The organism is Pseudomonas sp. MS646, from assembly GCF_036693845.1.
Lineage (GTDB): Bacteria > Pseudomonadota > Gammaproteobacteria > Pseudomonadales > Pseudomonadaceae > Aquipseudomonas > Aquipseudomonas chlororaphis_E.
The window spans coordinates 3,508,215-3,524,472 of record NZ_CP144763.1; the positions used below are offsets into that span (position 1 = coordinate 3,508,215).

Sequence of the window (16,258 nt, forward strand, 5' to 3'; positions counted from 1 at the left end):
TTCTACTGATGCACGGCCAGCTGGTAGGCCGTGTATTTACGAATGTTGATCACGCCAGTGTCGAAAATCAGGTACTGGCCCTTGATCCCCAGCAACGTGCCTTCGGCGATCGGGTCCTTGTCCAGGTTGAAGCTGACGATCTTGGTCGGGTATTGCTCCACCGGATAACGGATCTCGAGGGGTTCGACGTCCGCTATGGTCTGGATCGCCTGCAAGCCGAATCGTTCCTGCAACCCCTGCAATCCCGGGGCGCAGCTTTCAAACAGCGCATCGCGGATCTGCGGCAGGTCCACCGCCACGGCGTCGCCCTTGAGCAAGGCGCGCCAATTGGTCTTGTCCGCCACCTGGCTGCGGAACAGGTCTTCGACAAACCCCGACTGCTGACGGGTGGCGACCCGCAGGATAGGCAACGCCTGGCTCGCGCCCTGGTCCAGCCAGCGGGTCGGCAGTTGGGTGGCACGGGTGATGCCGACCTTCACGCCGGACGAGTTCGCCAGGTACACCACGTGATCGGTCATGCAAAACTGCTCACCCCATGCCGGCTCGCGGCAGGTGCCCGCCTCGAAATGGCAGCGCTCGGGGCTCATGATGCACACATCGCACTGCGCCAGCTTGGTCATGCACGGGTAGCAATACCCCTGGCTGAAGCTGGTCTTGGTCCGGCGTCCGCAATGGCTGCAATGGATCGCACCGAGGAACTCCAGGCGCACCCTGCTGCCGATCAACGGATTGACCGGCACCTCGAGATCGCCCAGACGCAAGGCATAGTGAACGTTCGGCCCGTCAAGGCGCGCCGACATCTTGCTGATTGCACCGCGGCCAATCTCGATCAATGGATGGCGTCCGACTTGAACAGGATGTTCGGCACTTCGTGCGCCTTGGACTGGCATTCCTGCGGCCCCATGTAACCGGTGCGCTCTTCTTCGGGCAGGTTCTGGATTTCCCAGGCGATCATCGCCTGCAACGACAACTCGCGCTGTTCGGCGGTGAGTTTGTTGCCATCGGCCCATTTGCCGATCTCCACCGCCAGCTTCAGGCTGCGATAGATGTCGGGGGTGATGTTCTGGATCATTTCGTTGAACGAGGACATGGGTTCTCCGCGCGTTCGTTAGTGACAATAAAGATAAGTGGGCTATTGGTCATTCGTGGCGAGCGAGCTCCCTCGCCACAGGATCATGGTCGGGCCATTTTACGGCGAGCGAACAGCCCGCCCAACAAGCCCGTGAAGCAACCGATGAGCAGACCGCCCACGTGGGCGCCGTTGGCGATTTCTCCGAAACCGATCAGCGAAACCAGCCCGGACATGCACAGCACCAGCCACCCCAGCATCATCGCCAGGACGCCACGGGGCAGGCGGTAAACCGGATTCGGCGCCAGCCATTGATAAATCCAGCAATGCCCCAGCAGGCCGTACAACACGCCGGACAAACCGCCGAACAGTGATGCGCCGCTGACCAGGTACTGGACGAAATTGGACACCAGGCTGAACAGCAGCGTCAGCCCCAACAGATTGATGCCGCCCTGGCGCGCCTCGATCCGCCGCCCCAAGTCCCAATACCACAGGCCATTCATGGCAATGTGCAGGAAACCGAAGTGGATCAGCATCGGTGTCACCAGGCGCCACCACTGCCCCGCCGCCAGGCTGTCGGCCAGGGGGGTGAACTGGATGTAGTCACCGGCAACGCGAAATTCGAGGAAGGTCAGCCAACGCAATGCCTGGAGATTCTCGCCCAACAGGGTCACGACGCCGACCACCAGGCTCAACAGCAACACCAGGGCGGTCATCGGGCTTCGCGTCAATTGCTCGACGACGCCCGGTCTTTTCGGCGCAGGGCCGATGGCCGGCAGCTCCAGGGTCTGTTGGGGATCGCCCTGCGGAAAACGGCCATACAGGGTGCGCACATCTTCGCCCATCTCGTCCGGCACCCAGAGCACTTGCTCGCCCGCCTCCTCGCTGACCCGGTGTGGCACCTGCAGGCGTTGCAGCAACGTGACGAAACCGCTCAGGTCCGCTGTCAACGGCAAACGCAACACCGCGACCAGGTTCACGGCATCACCTCAGGCCGCTCGACATCGACCCAGACGAACTTATGCGGGTCCAGGCGGGTTTCCTGGTCGAGCCGGTAGGCCGCCAACTTGCCGTAAAGCACCGCGCTGTAGTCCAGGCACGCCAGGTTCGGACGGATCGGCGCGGGCTTGCCGCTGCGCCAATAGTGGCCGACGAACAACAGGGGTTCATCGATGCCATAGCGCAACAAGTTGTTCTTTTCGTCGGCCGACAATGGCCTGCGCGCCACCGGCTCGGGCAAGGCGTCGGGCTGGAACACGATGTCGCCGTAGGTCTTGGGATCGTCTTCCCAGAACTTGGTGCGGAAGAACGAGCGGGTCAGGCCATCGCCACCGGTGAGGGTCATCCCGTGGGGCAGGCGCATGTCGGTGCCGCGCAGCAGGCGATCGAACACCGTGCAGGCGAAGCTGCCCGGTTGCGCCGACGCCTGGAGGAAGTGCTCGTCGACGCAGCCGTCAGGGAACAGGCCGCGCAACGGTTCGATCAGGCCGGCGTCCCAACAGGCGTGCACAACCCGGAACCGGCCCGCGTCGACAAACAGCGGCAATTCATAGAACCACTTGAGGAAGTCATGCCAGTCGCCGGGGTGCTGCTCGAATTGCGTCAGGGTCTCGTGCAGCAGGCGAGCGTGGCGCGGGGTGTGCTCGCGCACGTAGCGCTGGCCGCTGCCGGGCAATGCCGGGGTGCTCCAACCCAGGGCGTTGAATTCGTGGTTGCCCATGATGCACAGCGCCTGGCCGGCCTCGACCATGTCGTGGACGATGTGCAGCGCTTCGCGGATCCGCGGGCCACGGTCGATGATATCGCCCAGGAACACGGCCATGCGCGACGGATGTCGCCAGACCCCGCCCTGCTTGTGATAACCGAGTCGGTCCAGCAGGTGTTCCAGAGTCAGGGCGCATCCGTGCACGTCACCGATCAGATCGTAACTGCGCGCAGGATCGAGCATCAGTCGCCTCCACCTCCGAGCCGACTGCCCCAGCCGAGCTTGGTCCGGCAGACTTCATAGTAATTGTGATCCAGCGGGTGGATCAGGCGCAGCTTCTGCGCTTTCTTGCTGACGGTGATGGTGTCACCCGGCGCGCAGGTGAAATGGTTCTGGCCGTCACAGGACACTTGCGGGTAGATCTGCATATCCTTGGACACGACGATTTTCAGCTCACTGTTGCCATCGACCACGATGGGTCGCCCAGACAAGGTATGGGGGTACATGGGCACAATCACAATAGCGTCGAGCTTGGGGTGCATGATCGGGCCGCCGGCGGACAGCGCGTAGGCCGTGGAACCGGTGGGCGTGGCGACGATCAGGCCGTCGGCCTTCTGGCTGCAGACGAACTGGCCGTCGATGTACAGCTCGAATTCGATCATCCGCGTGGACTTGCCCGGGTGCAGCACCACGTCGTTGAGGGCGTCGCCCTGGCCGATGGCTTCGGCGTGCCGGCGCACCTCGGCTTGCAGCAGGAAACGGTTTTCCACCAGGTAGTGGCCGTCCAGCACCTCGGCGACCTTGATCTCCAGCTCGTCCGGCCGGATATCGGTCAGGAAGCCCAGGCTGCCGCGGTTGATCCCCAGCACCGGGATATTGTGCCGCGCCAGGGCCCGCGCAGCCCCCAGCAGGCTGCCATCACCGCCAACCACGATCACCATGTCACAAACCTCGCCGAGCATCTTGCGCGACGACGTTTGCAAGCCGTGGCCGGGCAACACTTCGGCGATGGTGTCTTCGAGGATCACATGCAGGTGTCGCTCCAGGAGGAAACGTTTGAGACGGCGAACGGTGTCCAACACCTGTGAACTGCCCAGGCGACCGATGATGCCGATATTGCGAAATTGCTCCATGAGGCTCCTGCGAGGGTCTGCGGCGGGCGAAAATCACGATTATGGGCGAAAGCGCTCCATAGACAAAATTCTTTAAGCCTTCGCCGCAGCAGCTATGCTCGCAAAATGATCCTGTTCCCTGAATTACTGGACCTGCCCCGTCGCCTGCGCCACCCCGAGGTGCGCGACCTGGCGTGGGCGCTGCTGGCCCCACCGATGCTCATCGACACGCCCTGGCCCCAGCGCCATCCGCTGACCCGCAGCGATTGGGTGCGAAACCCCGACCGACTGGAACACTGGCTCAGGCAGCTGGACCGCGACAGCTATTCGTTGCTGCAGTGGTTGTCACAGGGACGGACGCGACGCCTGGGGCTGTATTACGAAAGGTTGTGGCAGTTCGCCGTACAGCACGCACCGGGCATCGAACTGATCGCCGCGAACCTGCCGATCCGGCGCGAGGGCCATACGCTGGGGGAACTGGACCTGTTGTTGCGCGACGACGACGGCATTCATCACCTGGAACTGGCGATCAAGCTGTACCTGGGCCCTCAACAGGGCGATGGGCAAGACGCCGCGCAATGGCTGGGCCCGGGCAGCCATGACCGGCTCGACCGTAAACTGGCGCACCTGCGCGAACACCAGTTGCCGATCTCGGCGCGCCCGGAAAGCCGTGAGGCCCTGGCGGCGCTGGGCATCGAACCCTCAGGCGACGAGCGGCTGCACTCCGAACTCTGGCTGGGCGGCTATCTGCTCTACCCCTGGCCGAACCACGCCGAACCACCCTTGGGCGCCCACCCCCGGCATCTGCGCGGCAGTTGGTTGCATCAGCGCGATTGGCCGGCATTCGTCGCCCAACGTCCGCCAGGGCGCTGGCAACCCCTGCCCCGCGCCGCCTGGCTGGCCCCGGCGCATTATCCGGCCGAACAGACCTGGAGCAGCGCACAACTGCAAGCCTGGCGACAGGCCCTGGACCCGATGGCGCCAGCGCAATTGCTGGTGCGCCTGGGGGAAAACAGCGCGGGCGAGTGGGAAGAAGCCGAGCGGGTGTTCCTGGTGGCGGATCTCTGGCCGGCTGTGCCGGGTAATGGCTGAACGTTGCTGTGCCTGGATGGCCGCCTTCGCGGGCAAGCCCGCTCCCACAGGGTTCTGTGGTTGCCAGCAAGATTGCAGGCGCTGCGGTCATTGTGGGAGCGGGCTTGCCCGCGAAGGCGGCCACCTCGCTTTAGAAGGACAACCGCACAGCCAGCGCCGCCAACGTCACCAGCAACACCGGTGCCGTCAGCACGATCCCGACCTTGAAGTAATAGCCCCAGCCGATGCGAATGTCCTTGCGCGCCAGCACATGCAGCCAGAGCAAGGTGGCCAGGCTGCCGATCGGGGTGATTTTCGGGCCCAGGTCGCTGCCGATCACGTTGGCGTAGATCATCGCCTCCTTCACCGCCCCGGTGGCCTGGCTGGCGTCGATGGACAAGGCACCGATCAGCACCGTCGGCAGGTTGTTCATCACCGACGACAGCAGCGCCGTCAGCACGCCGGTGCCCATGGCCGCGCCCCATACGCCGTACGCGGCAAAGCTGTCGAGCCAATGGGCGAGATAGCCGGTCAGCCCGGCGTTGCGCAGGCCATAGACCACCAGGTACATGCCGAGGGAGAAGATCACGATCTGCCACGGCGCTTCCTTCATCGCCTTGCGGGTGGAAATTTTGTGGCCGCGGGCCGCCACGCCCAGCAGCAACGCGGCGCACACCGCCGAGATCGCACTGATGGGAATGCCCAGCGGCTCTAGGGCAAAGCAGCCCACCAGCAGGATCACCAGCACCGCCCAACCGGCATAGAACGTCGCCTTGTCGTGGATCGCCGTGGCCGGATCGTCCAGTTGTTGCGGGTCATAATCGCCGGGAATGTCGCGCCGGAAGAACCACAGCAGAATCCCCAGGCTGGCCGCCACGCTCACCAGGTTCACCGGCACCATGACCGCCGCATAGCGGTTGAAGCCGATGCCGAAAAAGTCTGCCGACACGATGTTCACCAGGTTCGACACCACCAGCGGCAGACTCGCGGTGTCGGCGATGAAGCCGGCGCCCATCACGAACGCCAGGGTCGCCGCCGGGGAAAAGCGCAGCGCCAGGAGCATCGAGATCACGATCGGCGTCAGGATCAACGCCGCCCCGTCGTTGGCAAACAGCGCCGACACCAGCGCCCCGAGCAACACCATGTAGGCAAACAGCTTGCGCCCGCTGCCCCGACCCCATCGGGCCACGTGCAGGGCCGCCCAGGCGAAGAACCCCGCCTCGTCCAGCAACAGGCTGATGATGATCAACGCGACGAACGTGCCGGTGGCGTTCCAGATGATCTGCCACACCAACGGGATGTCGGCCAGGTGCACCACCCCGCTCAACAGGGCCAACAACGCGCCGAGCGTCGCGCTCCAGCCAACGCCAAGGCCTTTGGGTTGCCAGATCACCAGCGTAATGGTCAGCAGGAAAATCAATGACGCGATGAGCATGCGTTACAGCCTTGCGCAGAGGGATAGCTGAGGGGGGAAGAGGGGCGAATATAGGTAAACCTAGACATTCGGTAAAGCCAGGATCGAGCGCGCAGAGCACTTTTGTGGCGAGGGGATTTATCCCCGATGGGCTGCAAAGCAGCCCCAAAAAGTTGAGCAACGGTGTTTCAGACAGATTGAAGGGGGCGCTTCGCGCCCCAACGGGGATAAATCCCCTCGCCACAGAAGACCGCCTGAGGCCCCGGGGTTCAGGCCTTTTTATGCTGCTCGACCCACTGGCCATAGGCCGCGATAAATTTCTGCAGGAACGGCTTCAGCGACTCCGACAACTGGCCCGCCTCGTCGAACGCCGTACCGGCGCCGCTCAGGTAGCCTTCCGGTTGCTGCATGCAGGGCACATCGAGGAACACCAGGGACTGGCGCAAATGGTGATTGGCGCCGAAGCCACCGATGGCACCCGGCGAAGCACTGATCACCGCGCCCGGCTTGCCGCTCAGGCAACTCTGGCCGTAAGGACGCGAGCCCACGTCGATGGCATTTTTCAACGGTGCCGGCACCGAACGGTTGTACTCCGGGGTGACGAACAACAGCGCATCGGCCGCGCCCACCCGCTGGCGGAATGTCGCGTAGGCGGCCGGTGCCGGCGTCACGTCGATGTCTTCGTTGTAGAGGGGCAAGTCGCCAATCTCGACGATCTCCAGCTTCAAGTTGGCGGGTGCCAGGTCGGCCAGGGCCAGGGCGATCTTGCGGTTGATCGACGCCTTGCGCAGGCTGCCCACCAAAACGGCCACGGTGTAGACATTACTCATGAGAGGCTTCTCGACTGTCGGCTCAAAGGATCTGTAGTTATAGATGATCGGCGTTACATTTGGACCAGTGGAGCGACGAAATCCGGCCGGCTGGACTATTTTTTTCTTGTGGGAAAACTTACCGCGATAGACCAAGGTCTACAGAACCGCAAATCGAGTGATCTATTTCCAGAGGTTCTAAGCAATGGCAGCAGTACTTGTCGGACAATTCCATGCGCGAGACGCCGAAGGCCGCGTCTATTCGGTGCATGAGTTCCAGGAATCGACCCCGTCGCCCGAGGGATACGGCAAGGAGCCTGTCACCACTTATAAGCTGGCCATTGGTGATCGCGTCAACAAACTCGACGAAGACCGCTTCCTGCTGGTGCAGTCGGGTATCGAGCTCATCCGCGAACCTGAAACGCTAATCGCCTCGTAACCGTTGTTATGAGCAGAAGTCATGCCCGGACTTGGGTTAGGCTCTGTCTGAAAAGCCTTGATACTCGTTCATGCTGCGTTGAAAACCGGCTCGGAATGCTCACTTACTCCAGTAACCTCCGCTTCCTCGCCGGTTTTCGCCTTGCCTGACCTTCGTCTCAAGACTTTTCAAACAGAGCCTAGGATTCGGCCACCCAATGGCTTATCCGCCGAACACGGACTTCTTGCATGCGTTTACGCCACATCGAAGTGATCCAGGCGCTGCTGCAGACCGGTCATCTCGGCACAGCGGCCGAATGGCTGCAACTGCCAGTGGCAGAGGTCGAGGCAATTCTGCGTGATGCCGAGGCCCAACTGGGGTTCATGCTGTTTGCCAGTGTGCGCGGACGCTTGCAGGCCACCCGGGAAACCCTCGAACTGCGCGACGGCATCACGCGGGTGTACGACACCCTCGAACCGGTGCAGCGGCTGGCCAGCAGCCTGAAACACTACCAGGCGCCGCCACTGCGCATCATCTGCACCCCGCCCTTGGCCCAGCAATTGTTGCCCCAGAGCATCGCCGCTCTGCGCCGACGCTTCGCGGATGCCCCTTGTACCCTGCTCAGCCAGCCAACCCGCGGCATCGTCCAGAGCTTGCTCCTGCGCGAAAGCGACCTGGGCCTCAGCCTGCACAACCCGGAACATCCCGACATCCATTGCCAGGTGATCGCCCAGGGCAAACTGCAGTTGCTGGCTCCCCATGGCTGGCTGCAACCGCGGCAGAAGTACATTTCGCTCCAGGACCTGGCGGGACAATCATTGGTGGGGCTCGAAGGGCACGACCCGTTGAGCCCGGCGTTCGAGCACAAGTTGGCGGCGTTGCGCCCGGCACCGGTGATCCAGATCCGCGTCCAGACCCACCAGATGATGCGGGCCATGGTCGAGGCCGGCGAAGGCCTGGCCATCGTCGACCCTTTTACCGCGTCGGGCGCCAAGAGCGCGGGCCTGGACACCTGCCCGCTGGCACCCGCCATCCTGATTGACCTTTATGCATTGAGCCTCAAAGGCCGCGAGCCCTCGCCCGCCCTTGAATCACTGCTCGAACGGGTCAAGGAACAAGCCGAGGCGCTGCTGGGCCACTGATCGCCATGCCCAGCGGATCGTCGAACAGCCGATACCAGAACAGCGCCACCTCGGCGGTGTGGCGGTCGATGCCGCGATAGCGCAGGTGATCGATCCCACCCAGTACGTAACCGCAACGCTCGTAGAGCCGGCACGCGCCCAGGTTGTTGTTCTGGGTTTCCAGCATGATGCCCGGCAGCTTTTTCTTGCGACTCCAGAACTGCGCGACGTCGAGCAAGGCCTTGGCCACCCCATGGCGACGGGCCGGGGCATGCACCGCCAGCTCGTCGATGTGGGCGAACCCGTTCCAGTTAGTACTGACCACCAAGTGCCCCACCGGCTGGTCATCCAGGTACGCCATGAAGATTTCGCTGTCCGGAGCATCGCGGAAGCTGCTGAACTCCTCGGGATCGATGCCATAGCACTTGCGATAGGGAACGATCGGCGTCACCGGCCACTGGCTCACCGGGCGACCGACCTGCGCCGTGCCGTAGTCACTGACCTCGAAGCTGAAGTCACTGCCCCAGATATAGGCAGCGAAACCGTCATCGACAATGCGCACCGACAGCCCGGGGTGCTTGGGATTCATGACCGGTTGCATACTGGGAAACGTCCTCATTCCTTGAGACAACCAACGGCGCATAGCCATCCATTGCCCTGGTCTTTCAAATCTTCACTCATCAAGCGGGATCCGTAGCCTGCCCGTAACCTGAGGTTAGAAGGTCATGGCGATTGTGGCGAATGAACAAGGTGGGTCCGCGGGAGCGAGCGGGCTCGCGCCCACAGGCATTTATGCGCCAAAGCCCTCAAGCCTCAGCCAACTGCGTCCACAGTGCCGGAGCACCGGCCGACTTGGCGATGGCTTCCAGACGCGCGGCATGTTCGGCCAGGTCGCTTTCGCTGGCACGAATGATCCGGGCGGGACGGCGGTCTGCCGGCAGGCGACGGATTTCCGTGGCCTGGTTGCCCGACCCCTCGCCCGAACCGTTGCCATCGGAGGCGTTGCCCGCCAGGGACAGGCTGGTCTGCCCGCCGGTCATGGTCAGGTAGACGTCGGCCAGAATTTCCGAGTCGAGCAAGGCGCCGTGCAGCTCACGGCCGGAGTTGTCGACGTCGTAGCGCTTGCACAAGGCGTCGAGGCTGTTGCGCTGCCCCGGGTGCCGCTCCCGGGCCATCACCAGGGTATCGAGGATGGTGCAATGCTGGCTGATGTCGGCGCGGTCATGCTGGCCCATCAGCGCGAATTCGTTGTTGATGAACCCAACGTCGAACGCCGCGTTGTGGATGATCAACTGCGCGCCCTTGATGAATTCGAAGAACTCATCGGCCACTTCGGCAAACCGCGGCTTGCCCACCAGGAACTCGTTGGTGATGCCGTGGACGCCAATGGCGCCCTCGTCACTCTCGCGGTCCGGTTGCAGGTAAACGTGGAAATGGCGACCGGTCAGGCGCCGGCCAATCAGCTCGACACAACCGATTTCGATAATCCGGTGACCATCGGTCACCGGCATGCCGGTGGTTTCGGTATCCAGTACAACAGATCTGTTGGCCATCAGTGTTCAGCTCTCAACGGGCAGGCTTGCAAAAGCGCGGATGTTAGCACGCTCCCTTCGCCAAGGGATTCCCGAGACCCGGCTGGTGCAAATGAATGATGGCTCAGTGGCACTAAGCCACCCAGGTGCTAGCCTCACGCCACTGGCCTTCGCTCAACGCCAGGTCCCTAAGGAGCGTGACATGTATCACATCCCTCGACCCCATGAAAAAACACTCGGCGCTGGCGCCACGAAGTGGGCAACGTTCACCCTCGCCCTGTTATCCGGTTGCGCGTCGATCGACGATAAGCCCAACCTCGGCCGTACCGACGGCGAGCAACCCGATCCGGCACGCTACGAAGAAAGAAGCGCGGCGCTGAGGGCGGCCGAGAATTGCCTCCTGCGCTCGTATCGGCAACAGCTTCACACGCCACCCAACGCCATCGACGCCCCCTGTACCGGGCAGGAAATCGCCGGCTATCGCCCGGAACTCGGCCTGTCCCTGTCTGGCGGCGGGATGCGCTCGGCGACATTTTCCATCGGGGTTCTCGCGGGCCTGCAAAAACAGGGGCTGCTCGACAAGATCGACATTGTCTCTTCGGTATCAGGCGGCAGTTATGCCAACTTATGGCTCACCCACCAGCTCTTCGGCGCCAGGCACTACACCGCACACACTGTCACGCCTGACGAGTTGTTCAAAAGCTATTACGTGTACAAGGCCGTGCGGGATAGCCCGGACATCGAACCCATGGCGCGCCCCCACCATGCCGATCAAACAACCAGACGGTTCCAGACCTACCTTGAAAACAACAGCTACCTGATCACCAGGACGCAGGATTCGAATTACGGCGCGTTTATCAACCAGAGCAGCTACATCGGCGAAATGGTCGGACGCGGGGCGGTCTGGGTGCCTTCCGTGCCCCTCAATATTCTCGCGAACGGCCTCTTCAGGTGGCAGGTCAACTTGAACCCTTGGGAGTCGGCCTACCAGCACGGGATCGACCGGACGTTCGCGGCCTATCCGACAGACTGGCATTCAACCTTAAAAGACGCGCCGCCCAGTTACGGCGAATTGGCGGACGCGGCAAAACGCGGTGAGATACCGTTTTTCATCGTCAACACCACCGCCGCCTACGGAGGCAGCGTCGAATGGCTGCGCACCGCCGACTTCGCGGGCTTCAACTCCGACCTGGCGAGCGTCGTCTATGAGTTTTCACCGCTGGCCTACGGCAATACCGCGTTTGGCTACTGCGACTATCAGGACGACACAAAGAGGGCAACCTACGGAGTACCTTGCTACCCCGCCCGCGCGCCCAGGCTCTCCGAAGCCGTCATGATGTCGGGCGCCGCTGTCGACGACCTTAAACTGACCGACCAGCCCCTGGCCTATGTCCCCGTGGATGCGCTGGCCGACGCCCTGAATCTGTCGCTCGGCCGGTACGTGGCAAACCCCAGGGTTGAGCCGGCCACTCGCGCTTGGCACAAAGCCCTGCCGTTCCCTTTCTACTTCGCCACCAACCGGCGATATGACGAAACTCGAGACTCGGTTTACCTCAGTGACGGTGGGCACTCGGAAAACCTCGGGCTCTACGCCCTGGTGAAAAGACGGGTCAAGAACATCATCACGGTTGACGCAGAACACGAAGCCACCAGCCAGGGCGACCAGCGGATGGCCGTGTTCGACGCCTTGCAGCGCTTGCGGTGCCATCTGGGCAAGGAGGAAGGACTGAAGTTCTACAAGGTAGAAGGCTCGGCCACCGTCCCGGACAAGTTTCTCGACGCCGATGCCTGTGAAACGTTTAGCCGCAAGGATATTGGATTCAACTTCGTTAAATCCAACCCCTTCTTTCGGTTCGATATCTGCCCCGACCAAGGGTGCACGCCCGAAAACCGGATCCGGGTTCTGTACGTCAAACTGTCGACCCAGGAAGCGTCCATGCCGCCAAACCCGGACTGGAGTCGCCGGTTGTCGAACTGCGATGGCGACAATGACTTTTCCTGCGAAGCGGTCTGGCTCTACCAGCAGGGATTGTCTGCGTGCAAACACCAATGGCTTGGCGAATGTGATCGCTTTCCGCAAGTGGCGACCCAGGACATCAATTACCCCAGAACGCAGGTCAACGGTCACCGAGCGCTGGGTTATGACATTGGCCGCCGGATCACGCTCTCGGAACAGGGCCCCGCTGGGGAGCCCTTCAATCCCTGGCATCCAAAACCCGACGTGTCCATCAACACCACGGGGTTCTGATGCCGTTGACCGCCAGAAGTTGAGCCACGCCGGCCCGTGAAGGCTGGCGTGGTCTGGGCAGCACAGCCGCGGTGTCAGCCCTGCTTGTAGCCCCGCACTTCATCCACTCCGCGGTTGGCCAACTGGTCGGCCCGCTCGTTACCCGCGTGACCGATGTGGCCGCGCACCCATTTCCAGGTGACGTTGTGGCGGTTGACCTGCTCATCCAGCTGTTTCCACAGGTCGGCGTTCTTCACCGGTTCCTTCGCGGCCGTCTTCCAGCCACGCTTCTTCCAGTTGGCCATCCATTCGTTGATTCCCTTCATCACGTACTGCGAGTCGGTCACCAGCAGCACGTCGCACGGCCGCTTGAGCTCTTCCAGGCCACGAATGGCGCCCATCAGTTCCATGCGATTGTTGGTGGTATTGGCTTCGCCGCCCCAGAGCTCCTTCTCCACGCCCTTGCACACCAGCAACGCGCCCCAGCCGCCTGGGCCAGGGTTGCCCTTGCAGGCGCCGTCAGTAAAGAGTTCTACGCTATCGCTCATGCCAATCTATCCAGGAAAAAAATGCAAAGGCCCGCTGGTCGAAGCCAACGACGCCCGTGACCGAAATGTCGGCCGATCATCAGAAAAAGGTTTACGGCTCGATGTGGCGACGATTGACCTTGGCCATGGGCAAGGGAATCAGCTTGCCCATCGGCTCGCGGCGCACCTGGCGTACCGGGCGCAGCCCTACGGCGATCTTGCGCGCCACCAGCAGGTAGAAACCGCCGCCGGACAGTTGCCAGTCACCGGCCTTGCGCTCCCAGCCGGCCAGGCGGGCCTGCCACTTGGGCGACGCAAGCGGCGGACGATAGCACCCGAAGCGGCGTTTCTCCAGCGCGAAACCGAGCAGGTTGAGCCAGTCGCCCACCCGCGAGGCCGAGATGCAACGGGCCTGGCGCAAGGCGTCCTGGGCGAAGACGCGGCGCAGGCCCCAACTGCTCCAGGGGTTGATACCGATGATCAGCAGGTGCCCGCCGGGGCGCACGCTGCTCGCCGCTTCACGCAACAAGCCATGGGGCGACAGGCAGAAGTCCAGGCCATGCTGCATGACCACCACATCGGCGGCGTGCTCGCTGAGCGGCCAGGCCTGTTCCTCGCAGACAATTTCCACCCCGGGCAAGGGCGCGCCCAGGCGCACGTTGCGCTGGACCTGCGGCGCCGACGGCGGCGTCTGCGCCGAAGGCCCGTAGTGCACCAGGTAGCCACCAAAGAACCGGCCCAGCTCGTCTTCGAGCATGCGTCGTTCTTCATCCAGCAAAAATTGCCCGACAGGACCGGACAGCCATTCACGGGCGGCGCTGATCAACGCCAGCCAGTCGGGATCGGCCTGGGCGAACGCTTCATCAGTCATTGCATTCTCCAACGCGTCAGGAAGTTCTAAGATGCGCCTTTGTTTTCAGCTTGGCGAATTCCGCGATGATACAGATCAGTGCCCTGCCCGCGTTCACCGATAACTACATCTGGTTGTTACAGGATCACTCGACCCGGCGTTGCGCGGTGGTCGACCCGGGCGATGCCGCACCGGTCCAGGCATGGCTCGATGCGCACCCCGGCTGGGTACTGGGCGACATCCTGATCACCCATCATCACCATGATCACGTCGGCGGCGTGCAGGCGCTGAAAAAGGCGACGGGCGCCACCGTCCACGGCCCGGCTGGCGAGAACATCCCGGCGCGCGACACCGCGCTGAACGACCACGACAGGGTCAACGTGCTGGGCTGGGACTTCGAGGTCTTCGCCGTGCCCGGCCACACCCTGGGACATATCGCCTACTACCACCACGGCTTGCTGTTCTGTGGCGACACCTTGTTCGCCGCCGGCTGCGGCCGCCTGTTCGAAGGCACCCCGGCGCAGATGCATCACTCCCTCAGCCGCCTCGCCGCGCTGCCTGAAGACACCCTGGTCTACTGCACCCACGAGTACACCCTCAGCAACCTGAAATTCGCCGCGGCCGTCGAGCCGGACAACCCTGACATCGCCGCGCGCCTGGCCAAAGTCAGCCAACAACGCAGCGACGGCGTCACCACCCTGCCCTCGACCCTGGCCTTGGAAAAACTCACCAATCCGTTCCTGCGCACCACTGAAACATCCGTTAAACAAAAAGCAGACGAACGGAGCGGCCAGCGAAACCAGACGCCGAGTGAGGTTTTTGCGGCCTTGAGGGCTTGGAAAGATACGTTCTAAGGGCGCTACCGATTGATACAAAAATTCTGAATGGTTGACCTGTTGGGGTGCGCTTTCTAGAATCGCCCGACATTTTCGCCCGGAACTTACTTCCAGCCAATGTCGTCATCTATACGCAGGTCCGCCCAGTCAGACACATTGACCCGCTTGGCCCAGGCCATCGCGGTGGCTGTGTCCGCCACGCTGGCGGGCTGCCAGAGCACGAGCCAGGTGCCGCAAACCGACGCGGCCCACACGCCGAACCTCGCTGCCCGGGCCAAGCAGAAGCCGTTGTGGCTCAGCGAAAAACCCAGTCCCCAGGTGCCCCAGGATGTCTGGGAGCGCATGCGCCAGGGCTTCCAGTTGCAGGAAACGGCCGGCGTCAATCCCCGTATCGAGCAGCAGCGGCTCTGGTTCGCCAGCAACCCGTCGTTCCTCGAAGGGGCCGGTGAACGCGGCAGCCTCTACATCCACTACATCGTCGAACGCCTCGAAGAACGCAACATGCCGTTGGAGCTGGCCCTGCTGCCAGTGATCGAAAGCGCCTACAACCCCATGGCCTACTCCCGGGCCAACGCGGTGGGGCTATGGCAATTCATCCCGTCCACGGGGCGTTATTTCAACCTGCGCCAGACCCGTTTCTATGACGGACGCCGCGACATCACCGCATCCACCACGGCCGCCATGGACTACCTGACGCGGCTGCACGACATGTTCAACGGTGACTGGCTGCTTGCCCTGGCGGCCTACAACGCCGGCGAAGGCACGGTCAGCCGCGCCATCGAGCGCAACGAGAAGCTCGGCCTGCCCACCGACTACTGGAACCTGCCACTGCCCGCCGAGACCCAGGCCTATGTGCCCAAGCTGCTGGCATTGTCCCAGGTGGTGCTCGCCCCCGATGCCTATGGCGTGAACCTCAACCCGATCGCCAACGAACCCTACTTCCAGGTCGTCGAGATCAACCAGCGCATGGACCTGTCCAAGGTCGCGGCGGTGGCCAATATCGACGAGGACGAGCTGTTCCAGCTCAACCCGGCCTTCAAGCAGCGCACCACGATCGACGGCCCGCAACATTTGCTCGTACCCACCTCCAAGGCCCAGTTGCTGACCGCCAGCCTGTCGACCATGCGCCCGGAGGAGTTGATCAGCCCGCGCTCGCTCAAACCGGTCTTCGAAACCGCCGACGACAGCGAAGTCGAAGGCGCCCGGCGCAGCTACCGGGTCAAGCGCGGCGACAACCTGGCCCAGATCGCCAAGGCCAACAATGTCCAGACCAAGGACCTGCAACGCTGGAACAAGCTGAGCGGCAACAAACTCAAGGTTGGCCAGACCCTGGTGATGCAGGACACCAAGGCTCCCAAGGCCAACGGCAAGCGCATCAACACCGTGGTGGCCGCCAACAGCAAGGACCAGAAGAAGCAGACCCAGTACAAGGTCAAGCAAGGTGACTCGCTGTACGTGGTGGCCAAACGCTTCAACGTCGAGATGCAACATCTCAAGCGCTGGAACCCGCGGATGGGCAAGGCGCTCAAGCCCGGGCAGATGCTGACGGTCTACTCCCCGCACTGAC

General features: G+C 62.7%; 17 protein-coding genes. 6 read left to right on the forward strand and 11 right to left on the reverse strand.

Annotated elements, in window-relative coordinates; genetic code table 11:
- Positions 1 to 2 precede the first annotated feature (2 nt).
- The 5 genes from V3H56_RS15320 to V3H56_RS15340 all read right to left on the reverse strand — a co-directional run bounded on the left by V3H56_RS15320 (position 3) and on the right by V3H56_RS15340 (position 3,907).
- Positions 3 to 833, reverse strand: coding sequence for a DUF2797 domain-containing protein (locus V3H56_RS15320; protein WP_042729993.1), 831 nt, complete (start codon positions 831 to 833; stop codon positions 3 to 5).
- Positions 830 to 1,090 (reverse strand): DUF1315 family protein, encoded by a 261-nt coding sequence (locus V3H56_RS15325; RefSeq protein WP_042729992.1) that lies wholly within the window; start codon positions 1,088 to 1,090, stop codon positions 830 to 832. The genes V3H56_RS15320 and V3H56_RS15325 overlap by 4 nt, the downstream gene beginning before the upstream one ends.
- 83 nt (positions 1,091 to 1,173) lie before the next feature.
- Positions 1,174 to 2,049, reverse strand: coding sequence for a rhomboid family intramembrane serine protease (locus V3H56_RS15330; RefSeq protein ID WP_123578976.1), 876 nt, complete (start codon positions 2,047 to 2,049; stop codon positions 1,174 to 1,176).
- The gene (locus V3H56_RS15335) at positions 2,046 to 3,020 is read right to left on the reverse strand and encodes a metallophosphoesterase (protein ID WP_185057668.1); all 975 of its coding nucleotides are present in this window, start codon (positions 3,018 to 3,020) and stop codon (positions 2,046 to 2,048) included. The genes V3H56_RS15330 and V3H56_RS15335 overlap by 4 nt, the downstream gene beginning before the upstream one ends.
- Positions 3,017 to 3,907: an NAD(+) kinase gene (locus tag V3H56_RS15340; protein ID WP_003180647.1), complete on the reverse strand. Its 891-nt coding sequence runs from the start codon at positions 3,905 to 3,907 to the stop codon at positions 3,017 to 3,019. Before V3H56_RS15340 ends, V3H56_RS15335 begins: the two co-directional genes overlap by 4 nt.
- 105 nt (positions 3,908 to 4,012) lie before the next feature.
- Here V3H56_RS15340 and V3H56_RS15345 point away from each other — a divergent pair, with 105 nt between their 5' ends.
- Positions 4,013 to 4,978: a DUF1853 family protein gene (locus V3H56_RS15345; protein ID WP_212802654.1), complete on the forward strand. Its 966-nt coding sequence runs from the start codon at positions 4,013 to 4,015 to the stop codon at positions 4,976 to 4,978.
- Positions 4,979 to 5,108: 130 nt separating this feature from the next.
- On the opposite strand, the gene V3H56_RS15350 is transcribed toward V3H56_RS15345, so the two are convergent.
- Complete coding sequence (locus tag V3H56_RS15350; RefSeq protein ID WP_042729988.1) at positions 5,109 to 6,392, reverse strand: arsenic transporter; 1,284 nt, start codon at positions 6,390 to 6,392, stop codon at positions 5,109 to 5,111.
- Between the two features lie 248 nt (positions 6,393 to 6,640).
- Positions 6,641 to 7,201, reverse strand: a complete 561-nt coding sequence (locus V3H56_RS15355; protein WP_042729987.1) for an NADPH-dependent FMN reductase — start codon at positions 7,199 to 7,201, stop codon at positions 6,641 to 6,643.
- A gap of 184 nt (positions 7,202 to 7,385) precedes the next feature.
- On the opposite strand from V3H56_RS15355, the gene V3H56_RS15360 reads away from it, so the two are divergent.
- Both V3H56_RS15360 and V3H56_RS15365 read left to right on the forward strand, forming a co-directional pair.
- The gene (locus V3H56_RS15360; protein ID WP_053145339.1) at positions 7,386 to 7,619 is read left to right on the forward strand and encodes a hypothetical protein; all 234 of its coding nucleotides are present in this window, start codon (positions 7,386 to 7,388) and stop codon (positions 7,617 to 7,619) included.
- 227 nt (positions 7,620 to 7,846) lie between these two features.
- Positions 7,847 to 8,740 carry a LysR substrate-binding domain-containing protein gene (locus V3H56_RS15365; RefSeq protein ID WP_338473557.1) on the forward strand — a complete coding sequence of 298 codons (894 nt, stop codon included), beginning with the start codon at positions 7,847 to 7,849 and terminating at the stop codon, positions 8,738 to 8,740.
- Here the strand turns inward: V3H56_RS15365 and V3H56_RS15370 are convergent.
- A complete protein-coding gene (locus V3H56_RS15370; RefSeq protein WP_042729984.1) occupies positions 8,706 to 9,320 on the reverse strand; it encodes a GNAT family N-acetyltransferase in 615 nt (204 codons plus the stop codon). The two genes, V3H56_RS15365 and V3H56_RS15370, sit on opposite strands and share 35 nt — an antisense overlap.
- A 205-nt stretch (positions 9,321 to 9,525) precedes the next feature.
- The gene (gene dnaQ, locus V3H56_RS15375; protein WP_042729983.1) at positions 9,526 to 10,272 is read right to left on the reverse strand and encodes a DNA polymerase III subunit epsilon; all 747 of its coding nucleotides are present in this window, start codon (positions 10,270 to 10,272) and stop codon (positions 9,526 to 9,528) included.
- Between the two features lie 181 nt (positions 10,273 to 10,453).
- Here dnaQ and V3H56_RS15380 point away from each other — a divergent pair, with 181 nt between their 5' ends.
- Positions 10,454 to 12,499, forward strand: coding sequence for a patatin-like phospholipase family protein (locus V3H56_RS15380; protein ID WP_338473558.1), 2,046 nt, complete (start codon positions 10,454 to 10,456; stop codon positions 12,497 to 12,499).
- A 74-nt stretch (positions 12,500 to 12,573) separates the two neighbouring features.
- On the opposite strand, the gene rnhA is transcribed toward V3H56_RS15380, so the two are convergent.
- Positions 12,574 to 13,026, reverse strand: coding sequence for a ribonuclease HI (rnhA, locus tag V3H56_RS15385; protein WP_042729981.1), 453 nt, complete (start codon positions 13,024 to 13,026; stop codon positions 12,574 to 12,576).
- Positions 13,027 to 13,117: 91 nt separating this feature from the next.
- Positions 13,118 to 13,876: a methyltransferase domain-containing protein gene (locus V3H56_RS15390; protein ID WP_042729980.1), complete on the reverse strand. Its 759-nt coding sequence runs from the start codon at positions 13,874 to 13,876 to the stop codon at positions 13,118 to 13,120.
- Between the two features lie 65 nt (positions 13,877 to 13,941).
- On the opposite strand from V3H56_RS15390, the gene gloB reads away from it, so the two are divergent.
- Both gloB and V3H56_RS15400 read left to right on the forward strand, forming a co-directional pair.
- Positions 13,942 to 14,709 carry a hydroxyacylglutathione hydrolase gene (gloB, locus tag V3H56_RS15395; RefSeq protein WP_338473559.1) on the forward strand — a complete coding sequence of 256 codons (768 nt, stop codon included), beginning with the start codon at positions 13,942 to 13,944 and terminating at the stop codon, positions 14,707 to 14,709.
- Between the two features lie 99 nt (positions 14,710 to 14,808).
- On the forward strand, positions 14,809 to 16,257 hold the full coding sequence (locus tag V3H56_RS15400) for a transglycosylase SLT domain-containing protein (protein WP_042729979.1): 1,449 nt from the start codon (positions 14,809 to 14,811) through the stop codon (positions 16,255 to 16,257).
- The last annotated feature ends 1 nt before the right edge of the window (position 16,258 follow it).

Coding starts and splice junctions, on each gene's coding strand:
- V3H56_RS15325 (WP_042729992.1), bottom strand. CDS start 1,090: ATGTCCTCGTTCAACGAAATGATCCAGAACATCACCCCCGACATCTAT.
- V3H56_RS15340 (WP_003180647.1), bottom strand. CDS start 3,907: ATGGAGCAATTTCGCAATATCGGCATCATCGGTCGCCTGGGCAGTTCA.
- V3H56_RS15345 (WP_212802654.1), top strand. CDS start 4,013: ATGATCCTGTTCCCTGAATTACTGGACCTGCCCCGTCGCCTGCGCCAC.
- V3H56_RS15350 (WP_042729988.1), bottom strand. CDS start 6,392: ATGCTCATCGCGTCATTGATTTTCCTGCTGACCATTACGCTGGTGATC.
- V3H56_RS15355 (WP_042729987.1), bottom strand. CDS start 7,201: ATGAGTAATGTCTACACCGTGGCCGTTTTGGTGGGCAGCCTGCGCAAG.
- V3H56_RS15360 (WP_053145339.1), top strand. CDS start 7,386: ATGGCAGCAGTACTTGTCGGACAATTCCATGCGCGAGACGCCGAAGGC.
- V3H56_RS15365 (WP_338473557.1), top strand. CDS start 7,847: ATGCGTTTACGCCACATCGAAGTGATCCAGGCGCTGCTGCAGACCGGT.
- V3H56_RS15370 (WP_042729984.1), bottom strand. CDS start 9,320: ATGCAACCGGTCATGAATCCCAAGCACCCCGGGCTGTCGGTGCGCATT.
- dnaQ (WP_042729983.1), bottom strand. CDS start 10,272: ATGGCCAACAGATCTGTTGTACTGGATACCGAAACCACCGGCATGCCG.
- V3H56_RS15380 (WP_338473558.1), top strand. CDS start 10,454: ATGTATCACATCCCTCGACCCCATGAAAAAACACTCGGCGCTGGCGCC.
- rnhA (WP_042729981.1), bottom strand. CDS start 13,026: ATGAGCGATAGCGTAGAACTCTTTACTGACGGCGCCTGCAAGGGCAAC.
- V3H56_RS15390 (WP_042729980.1), bottom strand. CDS start 13,876: ATGACTGATGAAGCGTTCGCCCAGGCCGATCCCGACTGGCTGGCGTTG.
- gloB (WP_338473559.1), top strand. CDS start 13,942: ATGATACAGATCAGTGCCCTGCCCGCGTTCACCGATAACTACATCTGG.
- V3H56_RS15400 (WP_042729979.1), top strand. CDS start 14,809: ATGTCGTCATCTATACGCAGGTCCGCCCAGTCAGACACATTGACCCGC.